Below are 15,099 nucleotides of genomic sequence, written 5' to 3'. Positions count from 1 at the left end.
TTCCCAAATAGAAAGAATATTTTTCTATTAAATGGCGATAAGCAACTGATATATAGAATCTTATTCCAGTCAAGCTGGATGTGTTGAGGAGTTCGAGATGCTGTCGCCCGGAGCCGTCGCAAGTGCTGTCCAATACGATCAAGCGCTGCAATCCGCCTCGCCCGCCGAGGTGATCGCTGCGGCTCTCGATGTCGTGGGCCGCGATGGACTCGCGCTGGTATCGTCGTTTGGCACGGAGTCTGCGGCGTTGCTGAAGGTGATGGCCGATGTCGATCCCGCCATCCCCGTGCTGTTTCTCGACACCGGCTGGATGTTCGAGGAGACACTCGCCTATCGCGATCAACTGATCCTGACACTGGGCCTGCGCGACGTGCGAACGATCCGCCCGGCAGCGGATGCGCTTGCCGCTCACGACAGCGATGGGGATTTGTGGTCGTCCGATCCCGACACCTGCTGCCGGATCCGGAAGGTCGAGCCGCTGGCGCAGGCACTGACGCCGTTCAGCGCGTGGATCAACGGCCGCAAACGATTTCAGGGCGCATCGCGCGCCGTCATTCCCGTCGTCGAGGACGATGGTTCAAAATTGAAATTCAATCCATTCGCCAATGTCACGCCGGACGAGATCGGGCTGATCTACGCGTCGGCGAAGCTGCCGCCGCATCCGCTCGTGGCCTCAGGCTTTGCGTCGGTCGGCTGTATGCCCTGCACGTCCCGCACCGCGCCTGGCGAGGACCCCCGCGCCGGCCGCTGGCGCGGCCGCGCTAAAACGGAATGCGGCATCCACACATCGGCGAACTGACGCCGCCGCTACGACTTCATATGCGCGATCTCGAACGCAGCGAGATGGGCAGCGATGTTGCTCGGATCGAATGGCGGCCCAGCGAAGGCGCCAACCGCGTCGGGCACATCAGTCAAAGCGCTCCCGGTGATACCAAGCGCGGCATCGTAGAGGTCGGGGCGGAACACACCCTGTGCGATCTTCAGCGCCTCGGGGCTGATCGCGGCCTGTCCCCAGCGCACCATCTGGGCATAGAGCCAGGCGGCCTGAACGGGATCAGGACGCCCGGCTCCTTCGCGGCCGACCAGCAGATAGCGCCCGCTCTCGCGCATGGTGCCATCCGGTGAAATCTTCAGCCGGCCATCCAGCGTCCGCAGCAGGACCTCCGGCGAGACGCCGATATATTGGGGCTTGGCGAGAATCGCGGCAATCTCATTGCGGTTCTCCGGCGCCTCGATGAAGGCAGCCGCGCTCACATGCGCCCGCGTGAGCGCCGCCACGATGTCCGGGTTCTTCTCCGCCCAGCTCTGCCTCATCGCCAGCACCTTTTCGGCAGCGCGCAGCAGGATGTCGGAGACGAAATGCAGGATATGGCCGACGCCGAGATCGACCGCGACAGAATTCCAGGGCGCGCCGACACAGAACGCATCGACGTGACCGTTGGCGAGGCTGTCGACCATGTAAGGCGGCGGCAGCACCACGAGGCGGACGTCCTCATCGGGATCGACACCGCCGGCGGCCATCCAGAAACGGAGCTGGTAATTATGCGTCGAGAACGGAAACGTCATGCCGAAGGTCAAGGGATCGGCGCCGGCACGGGCACGGGCGACGACCACGCGGCGCAGCGCCTGCGCGGTGGCCATCGGATCGGTCGGGTCACCGTCGAGTTCCGACATCAGCGCTGCATGCAGCGCCGGCGAGACGGTGATGGCATTGCCGTTGATGCCCAGATTAAACGACGCCACGATCGGCACTTTCACGTGCCCGAGCCCGAGGCTGGACGCGATGGCAACGGGCGCCAGCAGATGCGCCGCTTCGAACAGGCCGATATTCAGCTTATCGCGGACATTCGACCACGACACTTCCCGGACCAATTCGACATTCAGCCCCTCGGCTTTCGTGAACCCCTTGTCGACCGCGACAATCAGGGCGGCGGCGTCGGCCAGCGGAATGAAGCCGATGCGAAGCGGGTGGTCGATCATTTCAGCAACTCCGCTGCGGTGATGATCGACTGCGCGATCTCGCCGATTTTCTTCTTTTCACGCATCGCCGTGGATCGCAGCAATACGTAAGCCTCTTCTTCATTGAGGCCCTTGAGCTTCATCACGATGCCCTTGGCGCGGTCGATGATCTTGCGCTCCTCCAGCGCCGACTTGGTGCGCTCGAGCTCGTCCTGCAGTTTGGAGAAGGCGTTGAAACGGGAGATGCAGAGATCGAGGATCGGCTTGATCCGCTCCTTCTTCAGCCCGTCCACGATGTAAGAGGATACCCCCGCCTCGACCGACGCCCGTGCCGACTCGGCGTCGCTCTGGTCGACGAACATGGCGACTGGCCGGCGCACCGCGCGGGACACCTGGAACATTTGTTCCAGCACGTCGCGGCTGGGGTTTTCGAGGTCGATGACGATGACGTCAGGGTCCAGGGCGTAGATCCGGGCCAGCAGGTTATGCATCTCCCGGATATGCTGGACGTCCACATAGCCAGCCTCCCGCAGCCCTTCCTCAAGGATCGCGGCCCGGATCGGGCTTTCGTCGACAATGACAATTTTGGGCGACTGGTCGGCAGGCATCGGGCACTCACATGGATGCAGCATACCCATAGCACGCCCGCGCACGGCTTAAAGCCTTGTAATTATGGGCAAATGGGACTACCTGCTGCCTCTCAATCAGGCAGATCGAACATGCAACAGGCCGCCGCGCCGAAAATCTCCTTTGTGTCACTGGGATGCCCCAAGGCCCTGGTGGATTCCGAGCGCATCATCACGCGCCTGCGGGCCGAAGGTTACGAACTCGCCCGCAAACACGACGGCGCCGACATCGTCATCGTCAACACCTGCGGTTTCCTCGACAGCGCCAAGGCGGAGTCGCTGGGCGCCATCGGCGAAGCTATGGCACAGAACGGCAAGGTCATCGTCACCGGCTGCATGGGCGCCGAGCCCGAGCAGATCGAAGCCGCCTATCCCAACCTGCTGTCGATCACCGGGCCACAGCAATACGAAAGCGTGCTCGACGCCGTGCATCGTGCGCTGCCGCCGGTGCACAATCCGCACATCGATCTGGTACCCCCGCAGGGCATCAAGCTGACGCCGCGGCACTACGCCTATCTGAAAATTTCCGAAGGCTGCAACAACCGCTGCACCTTCTGCATCATTCCAAAGCTGCGCGGCGATCTGGTCTCGCGTCCGGCCAACGAAGTGCTGCTCGAAGCCGAGAAGCTGGTGAAAGCCGGCGTTAAGGAATTGCTGGTCGTGTCGCAGGACACCTCGGCTTACGGCGTCGACATCAAATACGCTACCAGTCCATGGAAGGACCGTGAGGTCCGCGCCAAGTTCTACGATCTCGCCAAGGAGCTCGGCGAACTCGGCGCCTGGGTGCGGCTGCAATATGTTTACCCGTATCCGCATGTCGACGAAGTCATCGGCTTGATGAATGCCAACAAGAATGTGCTGCCCTATCTCGATATCCCGTTCCAGCATGCCGCTCCGGACGTGCTCAAGGCGATGAAGCGCCCGGCGGCGCAGGACAAGACGCTCGCCCGCATCAAGAAGTGGCGCGAGGAATGCCCCGATCTGACATTGCGCTCGACCTTCATCGTCGGCTTCCCCGGCGAGACCGAGAGCGATTTCCAGTATCTGCTCGACTGGCTGGAAGAGGCGCAGATCGACCGCGTCGGCGCGTTCAAATACGAGTCCGTAGCGGGCGCGACTTCGAACGCCATCGCCAATGCGGTGCCTGAAGAAATCAAGCAGCAGCGCTGGAATGCGTTGATGGAGCGCCAGCAGAAAATCTCGGCGCGCCGCTTGAAGCGCAAGGTCGGCACCCGGCAGCAGGTCATCATCGACGAGGTCGGCCCGACTGTGTCGAAGGGCCGCTCGAAGGCGGACGCGCCTGACATCGACGGATCGGTCTATATCACCGCACGCCGGCCGCTGAAGGTCGGCGAGATCGTCACGGCGAAGATCGAGCGCGCGGATGCGTATGATCTGCACGGGACGGTGGCGGGGTTTTAAGCGCAACCCTCACAATTTCTCCGTTCGATCGACGCATGTTTTGAACTGGCATGACTTCATACATTGAGAGATACGGTTGTTGAAACCGGGGTATCAAACACTTTAAATACCCCGCTTCAAATCTCCCACCGATGAGATATGATCGCGAGCGTCTTTGAAACGTTCCGTTGTATTCGCATGGGTCAGTCATGGAAGAGAAATCAAAGTCTAAGCCGACGCTTCGCGCTCGGGCGGACAAGATCAAAGACTTCAGGTGCAAAAACCTGATTGCCGTCATTGAGAATCCCACGGACGTAAGAAACATTGGCACAATTATTAGAAATGTTAACGCACTCGGCGTCGAGAAAGCTTACGTCATAACGGACCAGAATTCGTTGCCTGATGAATGGGAAGAGATGCGCGAAAAGCGGAAGCTGAGTGCAATTTCCGCATCTGCCATCAAATGGAGCTTTGTCAAGAAGTTCAAAGACACGGACAGCTGCATGGATCACTTGAACAAAAATGGCTTTGTTTCGGTTGTTACGTCGCCCCATGTGAAAGGACGCAAGAACGTTGTGCTTCACGAGCACGACTACACGTCATACAAAAAACTTGCTGTCTGGTTCGGAAATGAAGGAACGGGAATTAGCGAGACTGCTATCAAACGGAGCGATCTCTGCATCAACATTCCCATGTATGGGATTATTGAAAGCCTCAATTTGGGTACCTCGTCTGGCATTGTGTTGTATGAGGTCACCAAGCAAAGGCGCGCATTCCAATTCAACTTAAAAAAGAAGATCGATACAAAAAAGAGCGGCAAGCCTGTCCGACCGGACAGTTCATCAGATCTAAGCCCCGTCTAATTTTCTGCCCGCGACCCGTTGAAGGTCGGCGAGATCGTCACTGCGAAGATCGAGCGCGCGGATGCGTATGATCTGCACGGGACCGTGGCGGGATTTTAATAGAAACGCCGGCGGAAGTAGTTTCCCTCCCCCAAGCGTAACGCAGTGGGGAGGCTCGACCGAGCGAAGCGGGGGTCGGGGTGGGGTGTCTCCGCGAGAATACGGCCCCTGTGGCGCCACCCCCCCGTCTCGACCGCCCGCGCGAAGCAAAGCTTCGCTAGAGCGGTCGATCCACCCATGGCTGCCGACTTCGTCCGCCAGACACCGGTGCGCGGCTTCGCCGCTTGAGGGAGGGAGAAGAAAGAACCTCACACCTTCAAAATCACCGCGCCTGTGGTCTTGCGTGCTTCCAGGTCCACATGCGCCTTGGCCGCATCCTTCAGCGCATAAGCGTGATTGATCGGCACATGCAGCTTGCCGTCGATCACAGCCGAGAACAGCGTGTCGGCGCCCTCCAGCAATTCCGATCGCTTGGCGACATAGTCGTTCAGCTTCGGGCGCGTAGCGAACAGCGAGCCGTGATTGTTGAGTTCGGCGATGGCGAATGGCGGCACCGGGCCTGAAGCATTGCCGAACGACACCCACATGCCACGCGGCTTCAGGCATGACAGCGAGCCCGGATAGGTGGTCTTGCCAACGCCGTCATAGACGACATCGCAGAGTTCGTTACGGCTGATCTGCTTCACGCGATCGACGAAGTTCTCTTCGTTGTAATAGATGACGTGATCGCAGCCATTGGCCAGCGCCAACTCGCCCTTCTCTTTCGAACCGACGGTGCCGATCACATGCGCACCCATGGCCTTGGCCCACTGGCAGGCGAGCAGACCGATGCCGCCCGCTGCGGCGTGGATCAGCACGCGGTGATGCGGCTCGACCTTGAAAGTCTTGTGCAGCAGATACCAGACCGTGAGGCCCTTGAGCATCAGCACGGCACCCTGCTCGTGGGTGATGCGATCGGGCAGCTTCACCAGCCGGTCGGCGGCAAACACGCGCTCGGTGGCATAGCTGCCGAGGGCCGAATAATAGGCGACGCGGTCGCCGGGATGAAAGCCGGTGACGCCCGGACCGACCTCGATCACTTCGCCCGAGGCCTCATTACCGGCAATGAACGGCAGCTGCGGCGCCTTGTAGAGGCCGCTGCGGAAGTATGTATCGATAAAATTGACACCGATGGCATGCTGGCGGATGCGCACCTCGCCCGCAGCCGGTGCCGGGACCTGCACGTCTTCATAAGTGAGGACTTCGGGTCCACCGATCTCATGGACGCGGACGGCTTTGGTCATCGTTCAATCTCCCTGAGTGACTTTGGTCTCAAGCGATAACCGACAGCCGCGTGATGTCAACCTGTGCCCGGCTGGGCCCGCTTTCGGCGGTTGCGCTTCGCCAGCACGTTGAACAACTCGACCGCCGCCGAGAACAGGATGGCGAAATAGATGTAACCGCGCGGGATGTGGAATTTGAATCCATCCGCCATCAGCGAGACACCGATCAGCACCAGGAAGGCCAGCGCCAACATCTTGGTAGTCGGATATTGCGCCACGAAGCGTGCCACGGGTCCGGACGATACATACATCACCGCACAGGCGATGATGACGGCGGCAACCATGATCTCGATGTCCTGTGCCATGCCGATCGCAGTGATGATGGAGTCGAGCGAGAACACGAGATCAACGACGATAACCTGCAGGATCACCCAGGCAAAGGCGTTCGGTGCCGGCTTCTCGTTGCCGGGTCCCTCGCGCGCCTCGACCTCGGCATGAATCTCGTGCGTTGCCTTGGCGATCAGGAACAGACCGCCACCGATCAGGATCAGATCGCGCCAGGAGAATGCGAGGCCTCTCACCGTGATGACGGGTTCGGTCAGGCCGATCAGCCAGACGAGGACACTCAGCAGGATGATGCGGAACACCAGCGCCAGCGCGAGACCGATCTGGCGTGCGCGGGTGGCCTGCGGCTCCGGCAGCCGCGACACCAGCACTGACAGGAAAATCACATTGTCGATACCAAGTACGATTTCGAGCGCGGTCAGCGTCAAGAGCGCGGCCCAGGCTTCGGGGCTGGAAAACAGTTCGATCATGATTTGGAGGGCCTCATGAGGCGGATGACGGCGTCACCGCAGACAATGTAAAAAGCGATCGCGCAGAGCGCTACCGTAATAGGCAAAGCAACAGCGAAGTTCTGTATCAGCGTGATGACGGCCAGCACAGCCCATATCGCCATCAGCGACAGGTTCAACCGGCGCAGACGCGTCACGCGAACGGGATGCAGCACATGCACCGGCACAAAGGTCAGGACAATCAGCGCCAGCATCGCAAGGCTGGCTATGACGGGTGATGGTTGCAGCAGGAACAGATAGAACGCCGCCCCATTCCACAGTGCCGGAAAACCGCGAAAGTGGTTGTCGTCGGTCTTCATGCGCTTGTCGGCAAAATATAGTGCGCTGGTGATGACGATCCCGGCACCGAGCAACACCGCCGTCCACGGCACCAACAGACCGGAGGCCGCGATCGCATAGGCCGGCACGAACACGTAAGTGAGGAAGTCGACCACGAAATCGAGCGCATCGCCCGACCAATCCGGCAACACGCGGCCGACGTCGAAGTGTCGGGCGATCGGGCCATCGAGCCCGTCAATGATCAGCGCCAAACCGAGCCAGCCGAACATCACAGCCCATTCGCCGCGCACGGCGCTCATCATGGCAATGAGTGCCACGCCGGCACCGAGCGCAGTAAAGATGTGAACCGAGAACGCCGCCGCGCGCGCGGATCGTGATGACGACGGGAGTTGGTCCGGACTCGAAGCGGTCATGTGCCAGGAATTGCTAGCAGGAATCCGCCCGATTTGCACAGGCACCGATGCGGCACTCGGCCGCCCGATCACGCGGGAACGATTCCGCGGCGCGTAACGGCTTGAAAATACCGGGCCAAAGGCCGATGGTCCGGCCATGACCGAGACCCCTGTTTCCACCTCCATCTATGATGTCGCCGTTGTCGGCGGCGGTCCTGCCGGCCTTGCTGCAGCCCTCGCGCTGGCCGAGACCGGCGCCCGTACCGCCCTCGTCGCCCGCCGCGTCCCCTATGGCGACAACCGCACCACCGCGCTGCTGGGCGGCTCCGTCGCGTTTCTGGAAAGCCTCGATGTCTGGTGCCGCTGCGCCGACAAGGCCGCCGCGCTGACGACCATGCGGCTGGTGGACGACACGGGCCGGCTGATCCGTGCCCCCGAAGTCAAATTCGTCTGCAGCGAGATCGGCCTCGAGACCTTCGGCTACAATATCGAGAACCGCGAATTGATGATCGCGCTCGAAGCGCGCGCCGCGGAATTGACCAATCTCATTCGCATCGATGACGAAGCCGATACGGTCTCGCCGGACGAGATGCAGGTTCAGGTCCGCACGCGACAAGGCAAGGTCCTGGTGGCGCGGCTGATCGTCGGCGCCGATGGCCGCCAGTCCCTGTGCCGCGAGGCAGCGGGCATTTCAGTCAAGCGACGCGCGCTTGACCAGACCGCGCTGACCTTCAACATCACGCATAGCCGGCCGCACAAGAACATGTCGACGGAGTTTCACACCCCCGCCGGTCCCTGTGTGTTCGTGCCCCTGCCCGGCAATCGCTCCAGCGTCGTCTGGGTCAACAAGCCCCGGGATGCCGAGCGCCTGATGGCATTGAGCAACGAGGCATTGTCGGACGCCGCCGAGAAACAATCGCATTCGATCCTCGGCCGGGTTCAGGTCGAGCCGGGTCGACACACGTTCCCGCTGGCAATCGAGCAGCCCGCACAGCTAGCAAAGAACCGCATCGTACTGGTCGGCGAAGCCGCGCATGTGGTGCCGCCGATCGGTGCGCAGGGTCTCAATCTTGGCCTGCGCGATGCCGGCGATATCGCTGACGTCGTTCGCGATGCCGGCATGAATGGCGCGGATATCGGGGCAGCGCCGGTGCTGGCGCGTTTCGAGCAGATACGCCGCAGCGATATCTCCTCGCGTACCTTCGCTATCGATATGGCTAACCGCTCGCTGCTGAGCGATCTCCTACCGATGCAGGTGATCCGCGCGGCCGGCATGCATGCGATGGGGTCTATAGGCCCGTTGCGCCGCCTTGCGATGCGCGAGGGCCTGTCGCCATCGTGGCGCAAGAGTGCTTCCTAGAGATCTCGCGCGTCCTAAGGAAACGCGATCTGGCCGGTCTTCAGGAAATACATCACCGAGGTCAGCGTCAGCACGGACACGAAGGTGCCGAGCAGCACCGCGACCGATGCAGGCTCGATCCAGCTGTCATATTGCCGCGCGATCACGAACACGTTCAGCGCCGGCGGCAAGGAGGCGAGCAGCACGGCCGTCGCGGCCCATACCGGCGGGAACGGCCCGAGCAGCAACATCAGGCCGAACACGATTAGCGGATGGATGAGCAGCTTGATGAAGATCAGACCAGGCACCTCCCACGGCACGCGCCCCAGCGGCCGCAAGGCAACCGTCACACCGAGCGCGAATAGCGCAACGGGCGCAGCAGAATTCTGCAGGAACAGCAGCATGCCGTCGATGGCGACCGGCATCTGGATGTGAAACGCCGCGACGAAGGCGCCGAGATAGGCTGCGACGATCAGCGGATGCAGCACGATGTGCTTGATGACGATGCCGATGGTCGGCAGCAGCGGACGCTTATCGCCTGAGGTCAGCGCCATCATCAGCGGCGCGATCGAGAACAGGAAGATGCTGTCGAAACAGAACACCAAAGCGGTCGGCACCGCCGCTTTCGGCCCGAGCACCGCCAGCGCGAGCCCCGGTCCCATATAGCCGATATTGCCGTAGCCGCCGGCGAGCCCGGCCATCCCGGCCTCGCGCATGGTCAGCCGGCCCAGGAATTTACCGGTGCCGACCGACAGAAAGAACGCCGTCGCAGTCGCCAGCGTGGTCCCGATCACAAAGGGCAGATTGTTGAGTTCCTCGAACGGCGTCTTGGCCATGATCCGGAAGAACAGTGCCGGCAGCGACACATACAGAAGGAAAAAATTCATCCAGGCGAGGCCTGTTTCGGGCAGGTTCTTCACCTTGCCGCAGGCGAAGCCGATGAAGATCAGCCCGAAATACGGCAGTGCAAGATTGAGGACGTCCATCATGTCGAGCTTGTTTTTCTTGGTTCTTGACCCGGCGGGCGGGATAGCGGGGAGCGGCTTCCGGCTGTCTTAATTCCGTCGTTTGCCTCTAGCATCGGCCACAATCCTGGTCTATTCGACCAGAATGATTAAAGCGCGGACCGCCAAATTCCAGATTGGACAGATCGTCCGCCACCGGATCTTTTCGTTCCGGGGGGTGGTGTTCGACATCGATCCGGAATTCAACAACACCGAAGAATGGTGGCTGTCGATCCCCGAAGACGTTCGTCCGAACAAGGACCAGCCATTTTACCATCTGCTGGCCGAGAATTCTGAGTCGGAATACGTCGCTTATGTCTCCGAGCAGAACCTGCTTCCCGATGAATCCGGCGAGCCGATCCGGCACTCCCAGGTCGCCGAGATCTTCATCAAGGACAAGTCCGGCAGCTACCGGCCGCGCAATCCGTCGCTGAATTAGCCCGCTTAACGTTTCACGCCTCTCCCTCGTCCGTTATTGCGAGGAGCACTTGCGACGAAGCAATCCAGCTTTTGGCTTGCTGGATTGCTTCGCTGCGCTCGCAATGACGTGGATGGGTCAACACCTCAACCCAACAAAAAAGGCGCTCATTTCGGAGCGCCTTTTCGTTTGTCTGTTGAACCAGCTTACTTGGCGGCTGGATTGGCCGGAGCCGCCGGTGCTGCACCAGCTGCCGGCTGCTGGGCTTCGAGCTTGGCGCGGGCTTCCGCAGCGCGCTTCTGCAGCTCTTCCTGCAGCTTCTTCTGGGTTTCTTCGAACACCTTCGGATCGGTCGGCGGGCCGTCATAGGCCTTGGCGAATTCGGCCAGCGGCAGCGGCAGCGTCAGCGGTGCGCCGTTGGAGTTGATCGCCTGCACGATCAGGTTCTGGCCCTTCTTCAGATTGGCCAGGAGCTCCGGGGTGACTTCGTAATCGGACATGCAGCCGTTGGCGAAGCAGATCACATAGGGGCTCTGTGCCGGGGCATTGCTGTCCACGATCACGCGGGTGCCGTGCACGAGCTGCATGCCGAGCGGCAGCGTCACGCGCAGGATCTTCTTCGGTTCGCCTTCCGGCTCGATGATGACGGCGGCGATGACGGGCTGGCCCGACTCGATGCGGCCGTCCTTGCCGGTGAAGCAGACCTGCTTGGCATTAGCGTCCTGGCCCTTGAGGCAGAACTTGGTCCAGGGCGCATAAATCAGCTGAACCTGCTGATCGGCCGGGGGCGCGCCTGCGGCCGGCGCCTGGGCGGCGGGAGCGGCCGGAGCAGCAGCCTTCGGAGCGGCCTTCGGGGCAGCCTTAGGCGCAGCAGCCTTCGGCGCCGCGGCCGGCGGCGCAGCAGGCGCGGGAGCCTGCGCATGCGCAACCGGAGCGATCAACGTGGCGGTCAAGGCCGTCGCCGCCAGAAGCGCGAAGCCCCGCCCGCGCGGCAGAACCGACGCAGCCAAGAGACGGAAATTCATTTCGGAAAACCCTTTCTGAACGGAGGCGCTCATATCCCGGAGGCGGCGCTGACAGTCACCCGTTGGCGGGTGTCTCGGTGCCAATTAAGGCCGTTACGTGACAGGCCGCGCCGTCCTCGTCAATTGTCCGCTTTCAATACAGCGGCCGACGAAAAGATCAATGGCGCCAGCCCTATTTGATGCATGGCACAGGTTCGGGGCGGGCGGCCATGGTAAAGTTCCTCTGTGAAATCAACCGAATCAAATTGCACACATGCACAGGGTCTTTCGACCCTGTCCAAGGTGATCGCGGCGCTGGCCTGCTGGACGGCTCTGGCTGGCCCAGTGGTGGATTCCGCACAGGCCGATTCCAGCCACGCGATCGCCATGCACGGCGCCCCGGCCCTGCCACCCGATTTCAGGCAGATGCCCTATGCCAATCCCGACGCGCCGAAAGGCGGCCGCATGGTCCAGGGCGTTCTCGGCACCTTCGACAGCCTCAATCCCTTCATCGTCCGGGGCATCGCGGTGCCGCAGATGCGCGGCTATGTCATCGAAAGCCTGATGACCCGCGGCCAGGACGAAGCCTTTACGCTCTACGGCCTGCTCGCCGAGAGCGTCGAAACCGACGATACCAGAAGCTTCGTCACCTTCCGGATCAATGCCAGGGCCCAATTCTCCGACGGCAAGCCCGTCCTCGCTGCGGACGTGCTGTTCTCCTGGCAGTTGCTGCGCGACAAGGGCCGGCCCAATCACCGGCAGTATTATTCGAAAGTCGCCAAGGCCGAGGCGCTGAATGAGCGCACGGTGCGCTTCGACTTCGGCGGCCAGGCTGATCGCGAATTGCCGCTGATCCTCGGCCTGATGCCGGTGCTGCCGAAACACGCCGTCAATCCCGACACGTTCGAGGAAACCTCGATGGCGCCGCCGCTGGGCTCCGGGCCCTATACGGTGACAACCGTGAAACCCGGCGCGGCGGTGACCCTCACCCGCAATCCCGCTTATTGGGGCCACGATCTTGCGATCAATCGTGGGCTGTGGAACTTCGACGAGATCCGCCTCGACTACTATCGCGAGGCCAACACCCATTTCGAAGCTTTCAAGCGCGGCCTCTACGACTTCCGCGTCGAGAACGAACCGCTGCGCTGGCACGACGGCTACACATTCCCCGCCGCCACGTCCGGCGAGGTGATCCGCGACAGCATCAAGACCGGCCTGCCGAAACCGTCGGAATTTCTGGTGTTCAACACGCGGCGGCCGATGTTCGCCGATATCCGCGTACGACAGGCGTTGACGCTGCTGTTCGATTTCGAATGGATCAACCGCACCTATTTCTTCGGCCTCTATGCCCGTTCGGCCGGCTTCTTCGCGGGCTCGGATCTCTCCGCTTATATGCGCGCCGCGGATGATCGCGAACGGACACTGCTGCAGCCCTACGCCTCACATATAGCCGCTAACATTCTGGATGGCAGCTATCGCCTGCCGGTCAGCGACGGCTCGGGCCGTGATCGTCCCGCGCTGCGCACTGCGCTGGCGCTGCTCAAAGACGCGGGCTACGAACTTGTAAACAACGTGCTGCGGCGGCAGTCGGACAAAACGCCCCTCGCCTTCGAGATCCTCGTCACCACCCGCGATCAGGAACGCATCGCGCTGGCCTATGCGCGCGATCTCAAGCGCGCGGGCATATCAGCCACTATCCGTTCCATCGATGCCGTGCAGTTCGACCAGCGCCGCATCAATTTCGAATTCGACATGATCCAGAACCGCTGGGATCAGTCGCTGTCGCCGGGCAACGAGCAGTCGTTCTACTGGGGTTCGGAAGCCGCCGACAATCCCGGCACCCGCAACTATATGGGCGCGAAGAATCCCGCGGTCGACGCCATGATCTCCGCCATGCTGGAGGCCCGCGACCACGGCCCCTTCGTCGATGCCGTCCGCGCCATGGACCGCGCACTGATCGCAGGTTTCTACGCTATCCCGCTCTACTATGTCGGCGAGCAATGGATTGCGCGATGGAATCGGATAGAACGACCTTCGACCATCGCTCTCGCCGGCTATTTGCCGGAGACTTGGTGGGCCAGAACGCTGCCAGCTTCGCCGCCGAACCGGAAGTGACACCGTGACCTCACCCACGCCGAATGCCTCGCCCACCCTCGACGGCCTGTTTCGTCGCATCCTCAGCCGGCAGCCGCAGGCGCTGGCGCTGGTCGACCCCGCCGACAAGCTGCGCATCACCGCAACCGAGCCGCAGCGGCTGACCTTTGCGGACGCCGACCGGGCGATCTCGGCGCTGACGGCGCATTTCATGGAGGCCGGCCTCCCCGCCAATTCGGTCATCGCCGTCCAGCTGCCGAACACCGTTGAATTCGTGCTGACCGTGCTGGCTGCACATCGCGCCGGCCTCGTCGTCGCGCTGCTGCCGCAGCTCTGGCGCCAGGCCGACCTGACCATGGCCCTGAATCGCTGCAGCGCGCGTGCGCTGGTGACGTCGAGCAAGATCGACGGCGTCAGCCATGCCGACCTGATCATGAACGCTGCGGCTGAAGCCTTCTCGATCCGCTATGTCGGCGGCTTCGGCAGCGACCTGCCGGAAGGCATGACCCCGCTCGACGCCGTATTGACCGGCGAATTCGCCGAACCCACCCCGGTGACGCAGGACGCCCGCCGCGCGGCCATCGTCTCCTTCGATGTCACGTCCGATGGCTTCCGCGCGGTGCCGCGCACCCATCTCAACCTGATCTCGGGCGGCCTTGCCGTGTTCCTGGAAAGCGGCATGCCACAGGGCGCCACGATCATGTCGGCGATGGTGCCGTCGTCTTTCGCCAGTATCGCCTCGTCGCTGGTGACCTGGCTGCTCTCTGGCGGCGTGCTAGCCCTGCATCATCCGTTCGACAATGCGGTGCTGGAACGTAGCATCGCTGCCAATGCCTGCGACGTGCTGGTGGCGCCCGCGCCGCTGGCGCAGCGTCTCGCCGATAGTGGGTTGCTGGATCGCTCGCCGGTGCTGCGTTATGTGCTCGGCCTGTGGCGTGCGCCTGAACAGGTCGCCGCCTCGCCTGCGTGGCCGGGCTCGCAGGCATCGTTCACCGACGTCTATCTGTTCGGCGAAGCCGGCCTGTTCGGCGCCGTCCGCGGCGACGACGGCTTGCCCGTCGCCATTATGCCCGGCCCGCACGGCGCTCCGCGCGCCCAGCAAGGCTCCTCCATTGCCGGCGATATCATGCTGACGCCCAGGGGAACGCTGGGCCTCCGCGGCCCGATGGTACCGGTGCTGGCCTATACGGCCCAGGCCGACGCCAGCAACGCGCTGATCCCCGCCCAGCCGCTCGATTATGTCGATACCGGCTATATGGCCCGGCTCGACCGCGCGACGGGCGCGATCAATATCACCGCGCCGCCCTCGGGCATCATGGCCGTCGGCGGCTATCGCTTCCTGGCGCAGGACCTCAACGAATGGGCCAAGCGTCTCGGCGAGAATGCGATGCTGACGGCGCTACCAGATCGTCTCAGCGGCTACCGCCTTGCCGGCCGCGCCAGCAATAACGGCCGCGCCCGCGACGCCCTCACCGAACTCGGCCTCAATCCGCTGATGGTCGAAGCCTTCCGCGACCGTGCCGCAGCCGACTGAGCGAGCAAAAGCGATCCTGAAAATGCGAGCG

14 protein-coding genes are annotated in these 15,099 nt (G+C 62.2%); 7 read left to right on the top strand and 7 right to left on the bottom strand.

What is annotated here, in order from left to right:
* Positions 1-97: 97 nt before the first annotated feature.
* On the top strand, positions 98-799 hold the full coding sequence (locus tag AB7783_RS07605) for a phosphoadenylyl-sulfate reductase (protein ID WP_441277291.1): 702 nt from the start codon (positions 98-100) through the stop codon (positions 797-799).
* A gap of 8 nt (positions 800-807) precedes the next feature.
* On the opposite strand, the gene AB7783_RS07600 is transcribed toward AB7783_RS07605, so the two are convergent.
* On the bottom strand, positions 808-1,977 hold the full coding sequence (locus AB7783_RS07600) for a CmpA/NrtA family ABC transporter substrate-binding protein (RefSeq protein ID WP_441279661.1): 1,170 nt from the start codon (positions 1,975-1,977) through the stop codon (positions 808-810).
* On the bottom strand, positions 1,977-2,567 hold the full coding sequence (locus AB7783_RS07595; RefSeq protein WP_089264382.1) for an ANTAR domain-containing response regulator: 591 nt from the start codon (positions 2,565-2,567) through the stop codon (positions 1,977-1,979). Before AB7783_RS07595 ends, AB7783_RS07600 begins: the two co-directional genes overlap by 1 nt.
* Positions 2,568-2,678: 111 nt before the next feature.
* Here AB7783_RS07595 and rimO point away from each other — a divergent pair, with 111 nt between their 5' ends.
* Positions 2,679-4,007, top strand: coding sequence for a 30S ribosomal protein S12 methylthiotransferase RimO (gene rimO / locus AB7783_RS07590; RefSeq protein WP_441277290.1), 1,329 nt, complete (start codon positions 2,679-2,681; stop codon positions 4,005-4,007).
* A gap of 188 nt (positions 4,008-4,195) precedes the next feature.
* Positions 4,196-4,849, top strand: a complete 654-nt coding sequence (locus AB7783_RS07585) for a TrmH family RNA methyltransferase (protein ID WP_441277289.1) — start codon at positions 4,196-4,198, stop codon at positions 4,847-4,849.
* Between the two features lie 347 nt (positions 4,850-5,196).
* Here the strand turns inward: AB7783_RS07585 and AB7783_RS07580 are convergent, their stop codons facing one another.
* Genes AB7783_RS07580 through pcsA form a run of 3 tightly spaced genes read right to left on the bottom strand, consistent with a single transcriptional unit; the run spans position 5,197 to position 7,696 of the window.
* Complete coding sequence (locus AB7783_RS07580) at positions 5,197-6,171, bottom strand: quinone oxidoreductase family protein (RefSeq protein WP_068731670.1); 975 nt, start codon at positions 6,169-6,171, stop codon at positions 5,197-5,199.
* A 56-nt stretch (positions 6,172-6,227) separates the two neighbouring features.
* Positions 6,228-6,965 carry a TerC family protein gene (locus AB7783_RS07575; protein ID WP_089264384.1) on the bottom strand — a complete coding sequence of 246 codons (738 nt, stop codon included), beginning with the start codon at positions 6,963-6,965 and terminating at the stop codon, positions 6,228-6,230.
* On the bottom strand, positions 6,962-7,696 hold the full coding sequence (pcsA, locus tag AB7783_RS07570) for a phosphatidylcholine synthase (RefSeq protein WP_089264385.1): 735 nt from the start codon (positions 7,694-7,696) through the stop codon (positions 6,962-6,964). The genes AB7783_RS07575 and pcsA overlap by 4 nt, the downstream gene beginning before the upstream one ends.
* 136 nt (positions 7,697-7,832) lie before the next feature.
* Here pcsA and AB7783_RS07565 point away from each other — a divergent pair, with 136 nt between their 5' ends.
* On the top strand, positions 7,833-9,035 hold the full coding sequence (locus AB7783_RS07565; protein WP_089264386.1) for a UbiH/UbiF family hydroxylase: 1,203 nt from the start codon (positions 7,833-7,835) through the stop codon (positions 9,033-9,035).
* Between the two features lie 14 nt (positions 9,036-9,049).
* Here AB7783_RS07565 and AB7783_RS07560 read toward each other — a convergent pair whose 3' ends face one another.
* Complete coding sequence (locus tag AB7783_RS07560) at positions 9,050-10,003, bottom strand: AEC family transporter (protein ID WP_089264387.1); 954 nt, start codon at positions 10,001-10,003, stop codon at positions 9,050-9,052.
* Between the two features lie 121 nt (positions 10,004-10,124).
* On the opposite strand from AB7783_RS07560, the gene hspQ reads away from it, so the two are divergent.
* Positions 10,125-10,457, top strand: coding sequence for a heat shock protein HspQ (gene hspQ / locus AB7783_RS07555; RefSeq protein WP_089264388.1), 333 nt, complete (start codon positions 10,125-10,127; stop codon positions 10,455-10,457).
* 185 nt (positions 10,458-10,642) lie between these two features.
* On the opposite strand, the gene AB7783_RS07550 is transcribed toward hspQ, so the two are convergent.
* A complete protein-coding gene (locus AB7783_RS07550; RefSeq protein WP_068731658.1) occupies positions 10,643-11,461 on the bottom strand; it encodes an invasion associated locus B family protein in 819 nt (272 codons plus the stop codon).
* A 294-nt stretch (positions 11,462-11,755) separates the two neighbouring features.
* Here AB7783_RS07550 and AB7783_RS07545 point away from each other — a divergent pair, with 294 nt between their 5' ends.
* Together AB7783_RS07545 and AB7783_RS07540 are read left to right on the top strand one after the other, a co-directional pair.
* Positions 11,756-13,555, top strand: a complete 1,800-nt coding sequence (locus tag AB7783_RS07545) for an extracellular solute-binding protein (protein WP_441279660.1) — start codon at positions 11,756-11,758, stop codon at positions 13,553-13,555.
* Positions 13,556-13,559: 4 nt separating this feature from the next.
* Positions 13,560-15,068: an AMP-binding protein gene (locus tag AB7783_RS07540; RefSeq protein ID WP_441277288.1), complete on the top strand. Its 1,509-nt coding sequence runs from the start codon at positions 13,560-13,562 to the stop codon at positions 15,066-15,068.
* Positions 15,069-15,099 lie beyond the last annotated feature (31 nt).

Source organism: Tardiphaga sp. 172_B4_N1_3 (genome assembly GCF_052076035.1).
Classification (GTDB): domain Bacteria; phylum Pseudomonadota; class Alphaproteobacteria; order Rhizobiales; family Xanthobacteraceae; genus Tardiphaga; species Tardiphaga robiniae.
The sequence above is the reverse complement of the archived record's forward strand: the minus strand, read 5'-3'. Positions and strand labels throughout refer to the sequence as shown.